Annotated in this window: 11 protein-coding genes and 1 riboswitch; of the genes, 8 read left to right on the top strand and 3 right to left on the bottom strand. The window is 49.1% G+C overall.

The features are described from left to right. Positions 1 to 37 precede the first annotated feature (37 nt). The gene (locus ACI5FR_RS17560) at positions 38 to 556 is read right to left on the bottom strand and encodes a DUF3231 family protein (protein WP_405456579.1); all 519 of its coding nucleotides are present in this window, start codon (positions 554 to 556) and stop codon (positions 38 to 40) included. A 183-nt stretch (positions 557 to 739) separates the two neighbouring features. On the opposite strand from ACI5FR_RS17560, the gene ACI5FR_RS17555 reads away from it, so the two are divergent. Further along, a complete protein-coding gene (locus tag ACI5FR_RS17555) occupies positions 740 to 1567 on the top strand; it encodes an MBL fold metallo-hydrolase (protein WP_405456577.1) in 828 nt (275 codons plus the stop codon). Positions 1568 to 1650: 83 nt separating this feature from the next. Here ACI5FR_RS17555 and ACI5FR_RS17550 read toward each other — a convergent pair whose 3' ends face one another. Then, entirely contained in the window at positions 1651 to 1902 is a 252-nt protein-coding gene (locus ACI5FR_RS17550; protein ID WP_405456575.1) for a hypothetical protein, read from the bottom strand. Positions 1903 to 1969: 67 nt separating this feature from the next. Continuing rightward, positions 1970 to 2977, bottom strand: coding sequence for an NAD(P)/FAD-dependent oxidoreductase (locus tag ACI5FR_RS17545; protein WP_405456573.1), 1008 nt, complete (start codon positions 2975 to 2977; stop codon positions 1970 to 1972). A 332-nt stretch (positions 2978 to 3309) separates the two neighbouring features. Between ACI5FR_RS17545 and ACI5FR_RS17540 the strand changes: the two genes are divergently transcribed. The 7 genes from ACI5FR_RS17540 (at position 3310) to ACI5FR_RS17515 (ending at position 18279) form a co-directional block, all read left to right on the top strand. Then, positions 3310 to 4500 (top strand): NAD(P)/FAD-dependent oxidoreductase, encoded by a 1191-nt coding sequence (locus ACI5FR_RS17540; RefSeq protein ID WP_405456571.1) that lies wholly within the window; start codon positions 3310 to 3312, stop codon positions 4498 to 4500. A 41-nt stretch (positions 4501 to 4541) separates the two neighbouring features. Next, on the top strand, positions 4542 to 4817 hold the full coding sequence (locus ACI5FR_RS17535; protein WP_405456570.1) for a hypothetical protein: 276 nt from the start codon (positions 4542 to 4544) through the stop codon (positions 4815 to 4817). A gap of 198 nt (positions 4818 to 5015) precedes the next feature. Further along, a riboswitch (cyclic di-GMP riboswitch) is annotated at positions 5016 to 5111 on the top strand. 249 nt (positions 5112 to 5360) lie between these two features. Next, positions 5361 to 7364: an S-layer homology domain-containing protein gene (locus tag ACI5FR_RS17530; protein WP_405456569.1), complete on the top strand. Its 2004-nt coding sequence runs from the start codon at positions 5361 to 5363 to the stop codon at positions 7362 to 7364. A gap of 21 nt (positions 7365 to 7385) precedes the next feature. Continuing rightward, entirely contained in the window at positions 7386 to 13781 is a 6396-nt protein-coding gene (locus tag ACI5FR_RS17525; protein WP_405456568.1) for a DUF6531 domain-containing protein, read from the top strand. An 85-nt stretch (positions 13782 to 13866) separates the two neighbouring features. Beyond that, a complete protein-coding gene (locus ACI5FR_RS17520; protein ID WP_405456566.1) occupies positions 13867 to 14610 on the top strand; it encodes a hypothetical protein in 744 nt (247 codons plus the stop codon). A 659-nt stretch (positions 14611 to 15269) separates the two neighbouring features. Continuing rightward, positions 15270 to 15608 carry a YfjL-like protein gene (locus ACI5FR_RS33815; protein ID WP_483875162.1) on the top strand — a complete coding sequence of 113 codons (339 nt, stop codon included), beginning with the start codon at positions 15270 to 15272 and terminating at the stop codon, positions 15606 to 15608. A gap of 337 nt (positions 15609 to 15945) precedes the next feature. Next, positions 15946 to 18279, top strand: a complete 2334-nt coding sequence (locus ACI5FR_RS17515) for a helix-turn-helix domain-containing protein (protein WP_405456564.1) — start codon at positions 15946 to 15948, stop codon at positions 18277 to 18279. The last annotated feature ends 425 nt before the right edge of the window (positions 18280 to 18704 follow it).

Genomic DNA, 18704 nt, shown 5'->3' with positions numbered 1-18704 from the left:
GGTTACAGGCCCGACTCTCAGCATTCGTCATTCGATTTTAGGCTTCCACTAATTCAGGGCGTTTTATTTGCAGCGGAGGAGGGACAAGCCAGCCTTTCTCTTTGCTCATATTAAGAATTCTCAAGCCAATGGCGGCTTTCGTGGCATGGTACTTGCCAAATAACGCCCCGACATCTTCTCTGATACATTTCCCCATTATTTGACTACAGCTAACCATACTGAGGGACGTATCGGCAGCAATCCTCGCCGCAATCTCTGGATCGGTGAACCGTGCTCCGATCGGAATGTCTTCCAGTTTCGCCTCCGGTCTAACTGGTAAAGCAGGGAAAGGCGCTATGCCATTAGTTAGAAGGATATTGTCGCACTCACTGACCTCAAGCTCTGCCTGATCAATTAGGGCATTCAAGCTTTTCTTTAAATCCTTATCCCCCGCGTGGTGGCTGAGAGCACGGTATGTAGAAATACACCCTTTCGCTGCCATCGAGAACTGCCAAAGATCATAAACTTCCCCGTAATGTAACGGCTCATCTTTCGGGTTTCCACTTAAAATACCCATTGTATCCATCTCCTTATCGTTGTTTGACACCCGATTAGTTTAACTTTGTTGAGAATTCCTTATTCCATTATCGTGAGGAGCCGCTCGCTCGCCCGCCATGATAGGGAGCATCCTAATAAATGATGGCGGTAGAGATCATGCTAAACCATGTATAGCGAATATCAGCAAACGAGGTACGGCTAAATGGAAACGGAAATGAATTACGGAAAAGATTATCATTCTCTGCCCGTAACGTCCATGCGAAACGGCGAGGGAATCGAAATTAGGCCCGACTTGTACCAATTGACGGTTCAAATCGTCAACGTCGCGTTCATCGGAGATCCCGAACGCGGAGAATGGGTATTGGTCGACGCTGGGATGCCGCATCGGGCGAATGATATCATCGAAGCTGCGGAGGAGCGCTTCGGCATCGGCAACCCGCCTAGAGCCATCGTTCTGACTCATGGGCACTTCGATCATGTCGGTTCGATCATCGAGTGCATCGGGCATTGGAACGTCGACGTTTGGGCGCATGAAGCGGAACTCCCCTATTTAACGGGGCAAAAATCCTATATGCCCCCGGATCCGACGGTGGATTCGGGACTGGTCGCCAAATTGTCCCCCTGGTTCCCGAATGAACCGATTCAACTCGTCAATCGGGTGCATAAATTGCCAAAGGACGGCACGATCCCATTCCTGCCCGGATGGAAGTGGCTGCTCACCGAGGGGCATACCCCCGGACATATTTCATTGTTTCATGAGAGCACCCGGGCACTTATCGCCGGAGATGCATTCGTTACTGTCAAACAGGAATCGATCTATAAAGTATTCATTCAAGATCTCGAAATCAACGGTCCACCGAAATATTTTACTTCGGACTGGGAGGCGGCCCAAGCATCTGTAAGAAAGCTGGCGAAGCTGGATCCGACTCTTGCCATAACGGGACACGGAAAGCCCGTCGAAGGAGAAGTGTTAACAAACGGTCTACGAAGATTATTGGATAATTTCGAGCTCCTTGCATTGCCTAATTGAACGGTTCCAGGTAAAAAAAGTGCCCGCCGTTTTGGCGGGCATTCGTTATTTTCGGAAATACTCGTTCAAACGAAGGGGTCCACCTACATGCGCCACTCCTGCACATCCACCGACGCGGTGAAGCCGCAGGTGGTGCAGTACAGCTGGTGCACGCAGATGTGATTCGCCAGATCGGCAATCCCGTTCGTCAGCTTCATGTCGTCGATCGGGCGATAGGGCGAGTACGGCCCGAGATAATCTTCCGCCCGGCCGCCGTCGCTGAGCGAACCGCCGCACCCGGGACAATGCTTCGTTAAGGTCTGCAAGCCGTTGCAGACCGGACAACCGTATGACAAAGGGCATTCCTCCTAAAAAATCCGGATGGATCATTTAGGATAGAATGCCCTGAATAAAGTCGCTCTACTATGAAAACTTCATGTTGCTGCTGTGCCCTGGCGATAGCTTCGCATCCGGGTCGAAATAAACCTTGGCGTTGTTCACCGCCGTAGGCGCTTCGCCGAACCCGACGGCGATAAGCTTCAGCTTGCCCGGGTACGTCGTAATGTCGCCCGCCGCGAATATCCCCGGAATCGACGTCTCCATCCGCGAGTCTACGACGATCGACCCGTTGTCGATCTCGAAGCCCCATTCGGCGATCGGCCCGAGCGAGGAGACGAAGCCGAAGTTCACGATCACCGCATCGACCGGGATCGTCTGTTCTTCGCCGGTTTTGCCGTGCTTGAGCGTGACGGATTCGATCCGGTCGGTTCCGTTCAAGCGTTCCATCTCGACCGGCGTAATCACGTTCACCTTGGACTGCTTCAGCAGCTCCACGCTGTGCTCATGCGCGCGGAACTTATCCCGGCGGTGAACGAGCGTAACTTGCTCCGCGATCGGCTCCAGCATCAGAGACCAGTCAACCGCAGAATCGCCGCCTCCGCTGACCAGCACTTTTTGACCCTTGAACCGGTTCAGATCGCTGACAAAATAATGAAGGTTCTTCTTCTCGAACGAAGCCGCTTCCGGCAATTCCAGCTTCCGGGGCTCGAAGGCGCCTACACCGGCCGTGATGATGACCGATTTGCAGCTATGCGTGCGCTTGTCCGTGACGACCTCGAAGTTCCGCTCGTCCTTTTTGATCACTTGCACCACTTTCTCTTCCAGATGAATCCCGATGCCGCTGAACAGCTTCATCTGCTCGCGCAGTCGGTCGACCAGCTCTTGCGCCGTTACTTTGGGAAAACCCGCCACGTCGTATATATATTTCTCGGGATAGAGCGCGGACAATTGCCCACCCAATTGCGGCATGCTTTCAATGATTTTCACAGAAGCCTGACGCATACCTGCATAGAATGCGGCAAACATGCCCGCAGGACCGCCCCCGATCACTACGATATCGGTCTGATCCTGAGTTTGATCTTGATTCGACACGCCAAACTACACCTCCGTCAACATTAAGCAATCCCTACTATTATAATCTCCATCCTAGGGGAATGGAAACCCCTTTGTAACAAGTTACGACAATTTTTGGACAAATTATGGCTTGCCATTTAGGCTCCATTCGAGATATGATTGCAGTTGAAATCAAACTGTTCATTCTTGAAAAAACGTGTCAAAATCAGGTTATGAAGACGTCGAGAAACGTTTAGAATAAGGAACATACGGTCTCTCTTGTACCCGCTTGTGTAATTTTTCACAATGAATGCAGGAGAACCGAAAAAGAGAGACAACTACTACGGATACGGAAATGGAAGGGATCCAAAATGAGTACAGTGCCAAGAATCGTCATATTGGGAGCCGGCTATGGTGGAGTGCTGACTGCACTGCGGTTGCAGAAGGAACTGAATTACAACGAAGCCAACGTCACGCTGGTCAATAAGCACGATTACCACTACATTACGACGCATCTGCACATGCCCGCAGCCGGGACGGACAATCCCGAGAACGCGCGTGTCAGCATCTCTAAGCTGATCGACGAATTCAAGATCGATTTTGTGAAGTCGACGGTCGTCCAGATTAAGCCGCAAGAGAGAAAGGTTGTCTTGGAGGATGGCACGCTGTCGTACGATTACTTGGTGATCGGGCTGGGCGGCGAATCGGAGACGTTCGGTATTCCGGGGCTGTCCGAATACGCGATGAATATCCGCAGCATTAACAGCGTTCGCTTGATCCGCGAGCATATCGAATACCAATTCGCCAAGTTCAAGCGCGAGCCGGATCGCAAAGATTATTTGACGTTCGTCGTAGGCGGGGCCGGGTTCACCGGCATCGAATTCATCGGCGAGCTGGCGGACCGCATTCCAGAGCTGTGCAAGGAATTCGACGTCGATCCCGCGCTTGTCAAGATCTACAATATTGAAGCGGCCCCAACCGCGTTGCCCGGCTTCGATCCGGAGCTGGTCGAATATGCGATGCAGGTGCTCACCAATAAAGGCGTTACGTTCAAAATAGCCACGGCGATCAAGGAATGCACGCCGGATGGCGTCCTGCTCGCTGACGGCGAAGTGATCAAGGCTTCGACGGTCATCTGGACTGGCGGCATCCGCGGCAACCGGCTCGTCGAGCAAGCCGGATTCGAAGCGATGCGCGGCCGTGTGAAGGTAGACGCGTATCTGCGCGCGCCGGGCCACGAGAATGTGTTCATCATCGGCGACTGCTCCCTGATCTTCAATGATCAAGGCCGCCCATTCCCGCCAACGGCCCAAATCGCCATGCAGCAAGGCATCGCCACCGCTAGCAACCTGGTCGCTGCGATCCGCAACCAGCCGCTCAAGGAGTTCAAGCCTTCGATCAAAGGCACCGTGGCTTCCCTCGGCAAGGGCGAAGCGATCGGTGTCGTCGGCAGCCGCAAGCTGAAGGGCGGTACCGCGGCGATCATGAAGAAACTCATCGACATGCGCTACCTGTACACCATCGGCGGCATTCCGCTCGTGCTGCGCAAAGGCAAGTTCTGATGGAAGTTCCTGCGCCTAACCGAGAGTAGGAGGCGAATGCCGTGAGACATTGCAGCGTGCAGGTTCGCGGATTATTGACCCGAGAAGAGCTCGACCGCTACAACGCCTTGATGGAGGTAGGGTCGTTCCTCGAGAGTCAAACCCGATACGATCTGTCTTACACCGTGCAAAAGGAAGTCGACCTTCTCATCCAACCCGCCATCGAACGGCTGAAGGAAAAGGGCCGGGAGCGGGATCGGGCGACGGCGGAATATTTGAGCCGCTTGCAGGCCGGTCAGTCGGATGAGGACGATGATGAGGACGACGATACGAAGTAAGGTAATACCCAACAATAAAATGGCTAAGAAGCTCTGGTCGCTTATAGATAGCGGCTGGGGCTTTTTTTTGTTTTTTAGCAGAATGTGTCGAATTTCACAGAAACTTTGCGTAAGTTATGGCAATATGTAGTAGATTACACTTCTTTTGAACTATTAGATACATGTTTGTTAATGATTCCGAAGACGCAAAACCAAGTCTATGAATAAAGGCAAACTCGTACGAAAGTCGGGGGCGCAAAGCCACGGGTCTACCATCGGTCACACATTTCCGATCACGATAGCCGGGTTGCTCTTAGGAGCTTGGTTTTTTGCTGTCCAAAAACGATCGGAAAGAGGAGAGAGAAGGATGCAACAAACCAAACAAGGGCTGCAGCGAATAGGAAGGGTCATCCTTCTAACGATGTTGGCGGTAATCGGGTTGATCGCCTTAGAGCACTCAGGGTCATTGATGAAAGCCATGAGTCACATCTCATGGGAGGATAGCCGGGTTGCTCTTTAGAGCTTGATTTTTTATTTTGCAAAGAAAAAAGGAGTGTTATGGATATGAGCATCAAGCATTTGAGACAATTATTTTCAAAAAGAAAGATAGCTGCTGGACTATTAGGGGTGTTGTTATGGATCCTTCTACCGCTACCGGGCACCAATGCCGCCGTAAGCTTCTCCAACCAGGATATGACAACCCCTACCCCGGTTGCTGGGTCGGACATTGGCATATCAGGAAGTTACATGATTTACGGTGATGACGATGCGGATGGAAGAACACAGTTATTCGTAAGAGATTTAATAACGAATACCGTTACCGCTATTACCTATTCAAACCAAGCCAAGCGTAATCCGTCCATTGGCGGATCGCTCGTTGTGTGGGAGCAGTTTGCCGGTGGCATGTTTTGGGATATCTACGGTTACGACATCTCAACAGGCGATACTCGAAAGCTGAACGCGATCTCAGGGGCCTACTCCTCTCCGAGAACGGATGGCCAGCATGTCGTATGGTATAATCCGCTCAATCTCGGGATGTTCCTGTATGATAGTGTCTCCCAACAGGCACAAGCGATCGGCAAGGGCAGAAATCCTGTTGTTGCGAAAGGCAAGGTTGTTTTTGTGAATTCTCACAACGAAGGGCTAAGCCTTTTTACTATTGCAACCGGGCAGACGGAGAAAGTAGTTGATTTACAAAGTGACAACTCTACCGGCTGGCTCAATTTCAACGGCTCCTTTGCGGTGTGGAGACATAACGTAGGATATCAACATAAATACGTAATGATGGACATTAACAATCTAGCGGATGGTCCGAGAGACTTAATGCCGTTAAAACCAAACACGGTCGAATACATGGGTATTCAAATCAGTGACACATATGCCGCTTGGATAGAAGATCAGAACGGGCTGCCTGCCATTAAGGGTGCTTACCTTCCCAAAGCGGAAACCTTTCAAATTGCCCCGGGCTCGAGTGACAATATGCTGTACTCTCTTGTGGGTGGTAGCGCAGTTATTCGGGGGCCGGGAGATACACTTTTATATCGAACTATTGTGCGCACCGAGACTACAGATAATCCTGGTTCTGGATCTCTCAATGATGTACCTGGGCATTCTACGAAGGTCCAGAGAATGGTTGGAGCAGACGGTGGGGAATTGGAAACAGCAGACAAAGAGGTCAATCTGGTTATAAATAAAGGGACCTACACGAAGGAGACACTCGTTACTGTTGAACCAGGTGATGACGCAGTCAAGAGTGGTTCGTTTCAGCCACAAATGAAGCAAGTCAGCTCGATTTGGAAGCTTTCCTTTGAGCAAGGGAATCAGCTGCTTGCACTGTCCATTCGTTTTGATGCCTCGAAGCTGCTTCCGCAAAAAATAATGAAGCTGGGCATCTACCGATGGGATGAAACAACAGGAGCTTGGGTGTACGAAGGTGGGAAAGTACAGGTAGATGCTAAGCAAGTCTCCATGGATGTTCATAAACCTGGCGTATACGCTCTCATCCTATATGATGTAAGCTTCCAAGATATTCAGGGTCACTGGGCGCAGAACGCGATCGAAATCCTTGCTTCCCGCTGGGTTGTGAATGGTATGACGGATGAGCTATTTGCGCCAGAATCCACACTAACCCGGGCACAGTTCGCCAAGATGCTGGGTGGAGCCCTAGGGCTTAAGGAAATGAAGCCAAACTCATCTTCGTTCTTAGATGTGGATTCTTCCCACTGGAGCTATGGCTGGGTCGAAGCGGCCTATCAAGCGGGCCTGGTTCAAGGTGACGGGAGAAACTTTAATCCTGATGCCTCCATCACTCGTGAACAGATGATGGTTATGCTGGTGCGTGCGCTTAACCTAGAGAAAGAAGCCCAGCAGATCCTTGATACAGATATGATCTTGCCCTTTTCCGATAGGGGCGACATCAGTGAGTGGGCGAAGCCTTATGTGGCGATTGCCGCTCGACAAAAGCTGGTAGAAGGCGATTCACTCGGCATTCATCCCGTTGATTCTAGCAATCGGGCACAGGCCGCAACCGTTATGATGCGTCTTCTTATGCAGACGAATAAACTATAGGATAGGGGAAACGAATAGGCTATGAGAATCTTACATAAAAGTAGACAATGGCTCTCTTTTAAAAGGAAATCCCTTATTTCTTGCTTATTGATTATGGCAATGGTTTTATCAGGACTGCCCTTGTACCCAGGAGATCATATCGACAAAGCGCACGCTGCTACAGTACTAGAGGTTCAACCTCATGTGTTTAGTCCTGTTTATGGGGGACAGACCGATATCAAGTTCACCTATGATGATCCAGACAAAGGCCAGACCAGTCACTCTACAGCCATTAATGTTTGTGAGCCCAATGGAGTAACACCGGAAATGAAGCAACATATTGCAAGCGGAAGCTATCCGACAAGTCCAGTGGGGCAACCTCCTATTATCAACGTTGTTACGTGGAATGGATATACAGGCGGGTCTCCTATGGCGGAAGGTTCGTATAATTTATGCGTGACGCCAACCGATGCACCTACAGAAGATGAGGAAGGCAACGAAGTGTACTACGGACAAATAGGTTCTTTTGAAATCTTCAATCCGAACCCTCCAGCTCCCAAATACATGTCCTTGGAGCCGAACGTAGACCAGGTTACACACATAGTTAGCGGAATAGCGGAGTTGGCGAACCCGGATATCACGAACAATTCCGAAAACGTCGTTACCGTTGAAGTTGACTACTATTATGCCGATGAGAACGGCCAACTGGGAGCAAAGCTGGAGACCAAGACTTATACGACGCCAGTACTCGCTAGAGACAACAATACTGGCTATTGGGCAGAGCACCCGAATTTTTGGGAGGGGAAATCGGTAGATGCCGCTTACTTTAGCTCTTTCCCAGATAAAACGACCAAAACCCCGCAGGACATGACTGGAAAATGGTCTGTGGAATTGGAGCTTAACGCTTATCAAATTGCCTTTATTAAGGCCTACGTGACTCGCGGCTATGACGGAAAGAAATCCGTCCTCTCCGATGACATTAAGGTACTGCGATATTATGCTCCCGACTATGGCGTGCTTTGGGAAGCGCTGGCAGGCTATTACTACAAAGCCTATGAGATAAATGAGATGAATGCCAAAGTAAAGGAAATAGCGGAAACCAATCAAGTTGAGATAGAAACGTGTGTGGGTGAACAGCCGTGCCCGCAATACATTCAGAAAACTTGGAGCGTCCTTTTATTCGACCCCATACGCTCAGGTAATGTAGTAGATAATGCGAGTAACTATTTGTTAGAGAAGATTGCGTATAAATTCGGCAAGCCCATTCCGGTAAAAGGCGATCCGATCAACTTAGCAACGGGTGACTTTGCCTTCAGCCATACGAACATGAGCCTGCAAGCCATCATGCCGCTAGACTTTACGGCAACGTATCACAGCCGAGATACCTATGATGGAGCGCTAGGCGTCGGCTGGCACCATTCGTTTGAGTGGAAGCTGGAAAAGCGGGATCAGGAGATCATTTATGTCACATCTCCCGATGGAGCCAGTTATCCTTATGTGCCAAGCGACAATGGCAAATATATAACTCCTCTAGGTATGTATAATACGCTTGAGAAATTAAACGATGGTACCTACCGCATGGAAACTCCACAAAAATGGAGTTATATCTTCAGGGAAGATGGCCTGCTATACAGGATTACGGACACAAATGGAAATAAGATCGATTTTACCTATAAGGGAACTCTGTTAACGAACGTAAGTACTCTTGGTGCAAGCATGTCGATTACGTACGGGAATGCTAGCAAAATCCAACGGATTACCGATCATACGGGTCGGTATGTGGAGTATGAATACAATCAGGTTCGGCATGAGTTGAACGCGATTCGGCTCCCGGATTCGGCTACCATTCGCTTCACTTATGACGATCAGCACCGAATGACCGAGATTAATAACCCGAATCAAAGCTCAACTCTTCTCAATATTTACGACGATCAGGATCGCGTTATTAAGCAGCGAGATTTCTATGGAGCATGGACTGAGCTTACCTATGTACCGGAAGAGAAGAAAACCATTACCAAAGACGACAGGAACATTGTAACGGTATACGAATATAACAACAGATATCTGCAAACGGCAATTCATTATGCGGATGGCATAATAGAGCGGTTCACCTACGATGCTAACGATAACATGACTTCCAAGATCGACCGCAACGGGAACACATGGAGATATGAATACGACGAATCAGGCAACTTGCGCCACATCATCGATCCTTATGATTCTTTGACCGTTATCGAATATAACCATCTAAGCAAGCCCGAGACGATAACGGATGCGGTCGGAAACCAAACGATTATGAGCTATGACAGTAAAGGTAACCTGGATACAGTAACGAATGCGTTAGGAGAAGTAAGCCTTATTCAGCGGGATGGACAAGGCGTGCCAACCAGCATTACGAACCCAATGGGGGAACGCGTTTCGTTACAAAACGATTCCTATGGTTTTGCAGAGTGGATTATAGATGCACAAGGGAACAAGCAGCATCTGCAGCGCGACTCCCTTCACCGTGTCACTGACATGATCGATGCGCTCGGCCAAGTGAGCAAGGTGGAATACGATGCTCGTGACCGTGTGAAGGCCCGTGTTGACGCGCTTCTCCAGCGAGAGGAATTCCAATACGACCATGACAGCAATTTGACGTACCATAAAGATGCCACAGGTGCAGAGACCCGAATCAGCTACGAGTTTAACCGGGTTGCCACGATCACGGATGCGCTGGGCAAGACTACAAATTTGGAGTATGACAAGCTTGGCAACTTGACGAAACGAATCGCTGCGAACGGAGCGGAGACTGAATATGTTTACAATCATGTAAATCGTATGGAGACCATGATCGTCAAGGATAAGAATGAACAAGGTCAAGACATTACGATAGTGAGGGAATTCAGGTATGACGGTAATGGAAATCTGATCTGGACCAAAGATCCTAAGGGCGGCATTACGGAGATTCATTACGATAAGCGGAATTTGCCTGATCAGGTCAAGGATGCCTCCGGTGCTATAACCACCTATACTTATGATCACGTGGGCCGCTTAACCCGTGAAAGGAATGCATTAGGCTATGGCACTTCCTATGGGTATGATGCAGTAGGGCGTTTAATTAAAGTAACGGATGCGCTGAATTTCTCAACGACCCTTGAATACGATAAAGCCGGACGTGTAACCAAAACAATTCAACCAAACGGCGCTGTTTGGGAAATGTTGTACGATGCTCGTGGATTATTGACGAGTACCAAAGACCCACTCGGTAATACCACCTCCTTACAACGGGATGAATTGGGCCGAGTCCGTACATCTCAGGATGAGTCCGGAGCAACGACACAGTACAGTTATAATGCACTAGGTTATGTAACATCTATTGTAGACGCGATGAACCATGTAACCTCGATGTCGTATGATCCGTTGGGACGTTTAACAAGTATTACGGATGCCAAGCAACAAACGACAGCCTATAACTATGATCCGCTTGGAAGGCTAACATCGGTAACCAATGCCTTGCATGCAACAACGAGCTACACTTATGATGCTGTTGGGAATATTACTAGTAAAACCGATGCACTTATGCGGAAAACGGGATACGAGTACAACAACCGAAATCAACTCGTTAAAGAGAAAAATCCGCTCGATCAGCTTACACGGCTAAGCTACGATAGCAATGGCAATGTAGATCATATTCAATATCCAGATAACAAGCAAACGGCCTACCAATACGATCCGATGAACCGACTGAAGGAAATCGGCTATCCCGATGGGGAAAAGGTCAACTATGCGTACGATGCAGTCGGTCGACGTACGTCCATGATCGATTCAACCGGAACCACATCGTATGGCTACGATGCGTTGAATCGACTTACCCAAGTAACCAATGGAGCCAACCAATCCATCGGTTATGAATGGACGCCTACTGGGCAGCGCAGCAAAATCGTGTATCCGGATCAAACAGCCGTTACTTACCAGTATGACCTGTTGGATCGGATGACGAGTGTAACGGATGCAAATGGGTTAACCACAAGCTACACCTACGACAAGCGCGGCTTATTAACTCAGAAGAATCTGCCTACAGAAGGAATCACCACCTATAGCTACGATGCACTTGGTCAAGTGTTGGAACTGCGTCACGCGAACCAATTCGGTAAAGTCGTGGAACAACTGCGTTATGCGTATGATCCTGTGGGCAACCGTTCGCGAATGGAACGGTTGGAAGACGGCAACGACGAAGATGATCTGGACAGCAGCGACCATCCGGAATCGATGATTACCGAATACGCGTATGATGCACTTAACCAATTAACCCAAGTGAAGCAATACAATCAGACAACAGCCGCTACGCCAGCATTGACAAGCTACAGCTATGATGCGGTGGGCAATCGTCTAACGAAACAGAGCACTTGGGACACGCTGTCTAACGTGGAACAATATACGTACGACTCCGCAGACAAGCTGCTGCACTGGCAAAGCGGAAGCAACTACAAGGACTTTACGTATGATCCGCGAGGCAACCTGTTAAAAGTAATAGGCATTGACGGCCTAGATGATGCCTCGGTTACAAGCATGTTAGGCAATTCCGTATTGAACCAAGTGAATGGATCGAATTCAGTAACGGGTGGGGTCTACGACCTAAGCACAGTTGTTGGCGGCGTGTATGGGAATCACACATTAATGAGCACTGCAACTACTTCTTCCCCAGAGCTGATGGAAGAATACATTTGGGATTCAGCCAATCGCTTGAAGCAGCATCGCAGCGCGAAGAAAGACATCTCGCAATTTTTCTATGACGGAGATGGCAATCGAACCAAGATGATTGTGGACGTTGACCATGGTCCGACGGATCACAGCAATGGGAATGGCCAGGGTAATGGCAACGGAAATGGGAATGGCAATGGAAACGGCAACGGCAACGGCAATGGCAATGGAAATGGAAATGGCAATGGCAATGGAAACGGAAATGGTAATGGCAATGGCAATGGAAACGGAAATGCCAAATGCCATGTAGTACCTCCTGGCTTTATCCCGCCCGGGCTGGCCAAGAAATGTGGACAAGTCGAGGAGCCATATCCGGATATGCATCCGGGCGGACCGCGCGAAGGCTGGGAGAAGCAGTTCAAGAAGAAGCATTGGGAGTTCAACTACACCAATGATGTCAGCCTAGCGAATCCCGAACCGCTTCAAGTAACGGACAAAGCACAATTGAGCGGAGCTAACGATTTCTACCGCTGGAAAGAAACGTATACGTATGGAGCCGGTGGAGAGCGGATCAGCATGACGTATCTTCCCGCCTACGATGCCAACAATGGATGGGATCCTCATGACGGTACAGCGGGAGCTGAAAAGGGCGTTGCGCCAAGAACATTGTGGTACTTAAACGATGCTCTAGGCAGCGCGGTAGGTTTGATCGAGAAGGACGGACGAGTCTCGTCCCGCTACCATTATGATGAGTTCGGTATCCCAACTGATGCGAAGAAATTCGACGTCAATTGGCCAGGACCGGACAACCTTTTCGGATACACTGGTTTAGGTTATGATTATTACAGCGGCCTGATTTATGCCCGGGCACGGTACTACCAGCCCGAGATCGGGCGGTTTATTAGTGAGGACAGCTACAAGGGCAGTCTGTGGAATCCGCAGAGTCAGAATGGGTATACTTATGTAGCGAATAATCCGTTACGATACATCGATCCTTCGGGTCATATGCAAGATAGTGATGAAAAGTACAGGACGAGTAACCCATTTGTTTACAGCCAGTTGCAATTTATAACAAGTGCGTGGGATGCTTCTAATTTGGATAACGATACAGATAGAAAAATGCGCTCCCAAATACATGCAACTGCGAGCTATTTACGATATGTAGCGGATAGCGGAACGAATTATGCAATTATTACTCTGAACACATTTTTACCTGTTGATTCTGGGGAAGCCCCAATCACTGGAAGGAAGTTTTTGGGCAATGGAAAAGATAGACAATTTGGTCCAAATGATTTGAACAGTAAGACTTTGCAATATGGTGTCGTCAATCTCGATTATAATTCAGTGGTTGGATTTAATTATGATACGATTACAGAAGAAATTGATTCTAGTGGTACTGTAATAAATTCCAAACGTGATGGTATCGAAGGTATGTACTGGACTGAATATAATCTGGATAAAGATGGAGGAAGTAATTACACTAGTATAGGAGCTACTACTTCTCAGAGAAACGAGTTAGTTTTTGGTTCACCACCGCTTGACTATACCACAAACGTGCAAATACGAAATAAAAGTGAAGTTTCATTTACAGTTAGGTTAGATAAATTTCCCTCTTATGAGGGATATATTAGTATCAATGGTGGGAGTTTCAATACGCTTTATCAATATAGCGCTATTCCTGCTCCTATAAATCCTTTCTTTAATTTGGCAGTTACTAGAGGGACATTTACTGGCAGTTTTACGTATGAGAAATAAAAATCATTAACTGTTTTTTGAAATTGGGGAAAAGCTGGGAAAATTAATTCTTAGCTTTTCCCAATTAATGTAGGAGTGAATGCAATTGAAAATTAGACAAGGAATAACCCTTATTGTCACTGGGAGTATATTATTCTTTTTTTCGATTTATCCATTGTTCTTAATGCTTCGTGAATCTGTATTGGAAACGTATATTGATTCTCATTATGAAATTGAGCAGTTGATTAATATACGTAATGAGGGGCAGATGGGGAAGCAGACTCAACAGCATCAAGTTCTAACATCTCCATTTCAATGGGAAGGCAACAGTATTGAAGTTTTGACAGAGGATACAGGGGTTGCTGCTCCAAAGGCATCATATAGTAAAATAAATAAAAACATAACGAAGATCAAAATTAAAATTAACGGTAAGGAAATATCATCCCCGACAGAAGCATGGCTACCTGTAAATGACATAAGGGATGCTCGATTTTTATCATGGCTAAATATTGTAAAAATAAAGGATAAGAAGAACAACGAAGAGCAAATTGTAATAGTTCAAAGGTTAACAGGGGATGTTGACGTAGAATCTCAACAATGGCGTCTGTTTTATGTGAATAAAGACAAACAAATTAAAGAGGAAGGCTTTTCGTATGAAGAACGAGGGGAGCACTTACTAGGTGTGAAATTAGTACAGCTGTCTTCCCAATCTTCATCTTTTATAGGCTATAAATCGGATATTTCGTACGTACTGCCCAATCTTTTATTTCCACTTATTTACCCTACTGGTACCTGTATAATAGGGGTTATTCTAGTAATAGTTGGTTATGTTCGATATAAAAGAAGATAGCAATATTGATATAACCACAATGCGACTAACCCTCGTGTTGCGGTTTTCTTTTTCCCTCTTGCACACTAAATACAACACGAAAAAATGCTCAACATTTGTACATGGCGACGACGATGGTATGTGTATGTGCACCATAATGCGAGAGACTGGGTGAAGGCACGCGTCAATGCCTTGAACGAGCGGGAGCAGTTCGGATTACGACCTGGACAGTAATCTGAGTTATTACCGGGATGCCAGCGGCGCAGAGACTCGGGCGACCTATGCGTTCGACCGCGTCACGACCGGAATGGTAATGGTAACGGTAATGTTGCAGAGCCAAAATAAATGGTAAAACATATTCTCATGATGGTTCTTGTGATTCAGCAAGCCACTCCACGAGTATGTACGATCATTTTTCGAAAAAACCTGGTTATGGAAAAGAGTTTTACCTGAACGACGTGCTCGGCAGCGCGCTCGGCCTGATCGAGTAGGATGGACGGGTGTCTCGCGATACCACTACGACGAATTCGGTATCCCTACCGATGCGATGAAATTCGACGTGAACTGGCCGGGACCGGATAATCTGTTCGGCTACCCCGGATTAGGATATGATTTTATGAAGGAAGTGTTTATACTTGAGAACACTGTCTTCTATCTTAATTCTGTATACGCGTCCTAGTATGCCGAAAGGAGTAAATATGAGGAAAATAATTCTTATTATTTGCACCCTATTAATACTATTTTTTGCATGCTATATTTACACAGTCTTCAACGGAACAATTTGGGGTAAGGTTAGAGAAAAGAAAGGAGCAGTTGAATATGTGCAAAATGAATATAATATTAACGTTAAAGTAGTTAGTGTTGATTTTAGCTTCAAAAACCAAGATTACATAGTTACTGTTCATCCGATAAACAATCCAAGTTTAGTTTTTAATGTTTCGCGTCAAATGAAATCTTCTGGAGAACTTGTCTACGTTGATAACTACATTGCTGTGCTAAATAGAACAAACAATAGATAAACCACAACACTCGAATGTGGTTTCTTTTTTCTAAAATATTGCTTGAAATCATATACCACAATGCGACTAACCCTCGTGTTTTGGTAAGGCGAATTCGAGAACGGTGAACTCAAAGTAAAAAAATAGCACACTCTGACACCTACTCCTCCCCACCTCCCCACCTCCCCACCTCCCCTACCATCGGCAGAGGTGTTTTTTCTTAGTATAGGATCAATTATCATTACCTGTGTCTCTCTGCTGGACTCGCCATTGACAGCTTCCCGGAACGGTGCAAGAATGTACTATACATGTATATGAGATGTACTCGAAGTCATCGCTGATTGAAGGGGGACGGGACATGAACTACTTGCGCGGCATATTATCCAAATGGACCTTCAAGCGGAAAATGCTCGCCGTCATCGTGCTGCTCAGCATCGCGCCGATCCCTCTCTTCGGTCTGTTCTCCTACTACACCGTGTCCAGCAGCGTCAAAGAGGAAGTCGACCGCAACCACCAGATGATTCTGTCGCAGATCGAGCAGCATGTCGATGCTTTCCTGCAAAGCTTAGGCAAATCCTCTCTCGAAATCGCTTCCAGTCCTTCGGTGGAACAGGCTGCACGGATCGGGGTCTCCACCGATCGTTACTTGACGGAGTCGCTGGACATGATGGATACGCTTCAAAAGTACCGCAGCTTGTCCGACATCGCGTTCGACGTATCCGTCGTCCTCAGCCGGTTCGACAAGGTGTATTCCAACCGCTACGGGTACATCGATCTCAGTGCGTTCCCATACCGCGACGTCGTGCAGAACAGTTCGCTCAAGTATAACGGCTTCGTCGTCATCTCGCCGAATACTTACGCGAATCAGGACGAGATTCTGATCGTCCGGCCGATTCCGGTCACGAGCATCCCGGGCATCGGCACGCTCATCCTGCATGTGAACACGAGCAATTTGACCGCCTTTCTGAAGCAGCTGAATATCGGGGAGAAAATCTTATTTATTTTTGACGAGAAAGGCAAAGTGGTGGCCGGCAGCAACGCGAATGCGGCGGAAGCCGATCTGGCCGCCTCGGTGAAGCTGTACGAGTACTGGTCACACCAGGGTGAAGCGCAGCAGATCCGGTTCGAGGACAAGGAATATAGCTTGTCGGCGCTGCGCTCGACCGTGACGAACTGGACATATGTAACGATGACGCCGACCGCCGAGCTGAACCGGCAATTGAACAAGATCGAGAAGGTCACGCTCGGGATGGTCGCGTTGCTGTCGGCGGTCTGGATCGTGCTGGCCTATGCGGGCTCGAATAAGCTGTACGATCCGATCCAGCGGCTGTTGTCGATTTTCACTCCCCAACCGTCCGGACGCAGCGATGCGATTCAGACGCTGGACGAGACGATGCGCCAGATGATCGCGGCCAACAAGCAGCTGCAGGTGCGTCTGGGGGAGCAGCTGCCCTATTGGCGGGAGAGCGTGTTCCTGCGGCTCTTGCGCGGCGATATGTCGGATAAGGAGTTCCGGCTCCAGATGGAGCATCACGGCTTTCCGCTCGAGGGGATCTGGTTCTACGTCTGCATCGTCGAAGTTGACCGGATCGCCCAGTTTCAGCAAATGTACCGGGAGAAAGACCGCTCGCTCATCGTGTATGCGCTTAGCAAAGCGATCGAGGAGATTAGCGCGGACCAGTACTCCAGCATCACGGTCAGCCCGCGTTCCGGGCAGTTCGCGCTTATGATCGGGATGGAGAGCGTCGGCGAGGGGACGGACGCTTCCGTGCGCGCTATTGGCGACGAGATTCGGACCAAGGTGCAGCAGTACTTCCCATTCTCGGTCTCGGTGTCGGTCAGCGGGCCCGGCCGGGATTACAAGGGGCTTATCGACAGCTACCAGGAGGCGGTGTCGCTCATCGGGTACCGGATGCTGCTCGGCTCGAACGTGACGATTTCTCGCGATAACTTGGCATCCTCGGTGAGGTCCTCCAGCCAACCGCTGCTCGAATCGCAAAAGCAGATCCTGCATAGCATCATGCAGGGGGATTTCGACCAGGCGGAGGCGCGTCTCTCCGCGTTCATGCAGCTCGTGCCCCGGTCGGTACCGAACAAGGAGACCGCCCTAGCCCTGTTCGCTTATTTGATCGGCGAGATCGCCGGGTTCCTGCATGAGCTCGGGTATGAGCCGAATGATTTTTTCGACTTTGACTTGTATCAGTCGCTCTATGCCCATACCTCGCTGGAGGACGTGGAGCGCTGGTTGAAGGAGACGGTGCTCCGCTCCATCCGGGACAAGCTTGACACTCTGCAGGTGGGCAAGCCGAAGCGGCTCCTGCAGCAGGTGTTGGCGTACATCGAGGAGCACTACGACCAGGATTTGTCGCTGCAGGGCGTGGCGGATCACTTCCAGGCGTCGACCGGGCAGATCGGGCGGGCGTTCAAGGAGGAGCTGGACACGAATTTCAGCCAGTACCTCATTCAGTATCGGATCAGCAAAGCCAAGGAATGGCTGTTGCACACGGAGATGCCGATCAAGGAGATGACCGAGCGATTGCGGTACACGACCGTGCACAACTTCACCCGCATCTTCACTAAGACGGTGGGGGTGTCGCCCGGGCAGTATCGTAAAAATTACCGCGAGACGCACGGGGCCGGCCCTGCTGCTTCTGGTGGCGGCGTTGCTCGGCGGGAGAGCAGCGGCGGGTAGGAGGGGGTGTTGGGTTGGGGCGGGGCGAGGGTCGGCTTGGCGGGAGTGTTGGGTAGGGGAGGGAGTCGGGTTGGCTGGAGTTCGGCTGGTCCGGGCACCCGATCCCGGCTATGGCAGTGCTGACCGCTCGATCCCGCTCTCCAAGGTAACTTTTTTACTCTACAGCAGCGCCGACCGACTGATTCTGTGCTGCAAGGTAACTTTGTTACTCTACAGTAGCGCCGACCGACTGATTCTGTACTCCAAGGTAACTTTGTTACTCTACAGCAGCGCCGACCGCCCGTTTCTGTGCTCCAAGGTACCTTTTTTACTCTACTGCAGCTTCAACCGCCAATTCCGCGCTCCAAGGTAACTTTTCTAATCTACTGCAGCGCCACCCCCCATTTCCGCGCCCCAAAGTTCACATCTGGATCTCCATACACAAT

Origin of the sequence: Paenibacillus sp. HJGM_3, from assembly GCF_045062745.1 — a bacterium.
Classification (GTDB): Bacteria; Bacillota; Bacilli; order Paenibacillales; family NBRC-103111; genus Paenibacillus_AA.
This window is presented reverse-complemented; position numbering and strand designations above follow the sequence as displayed.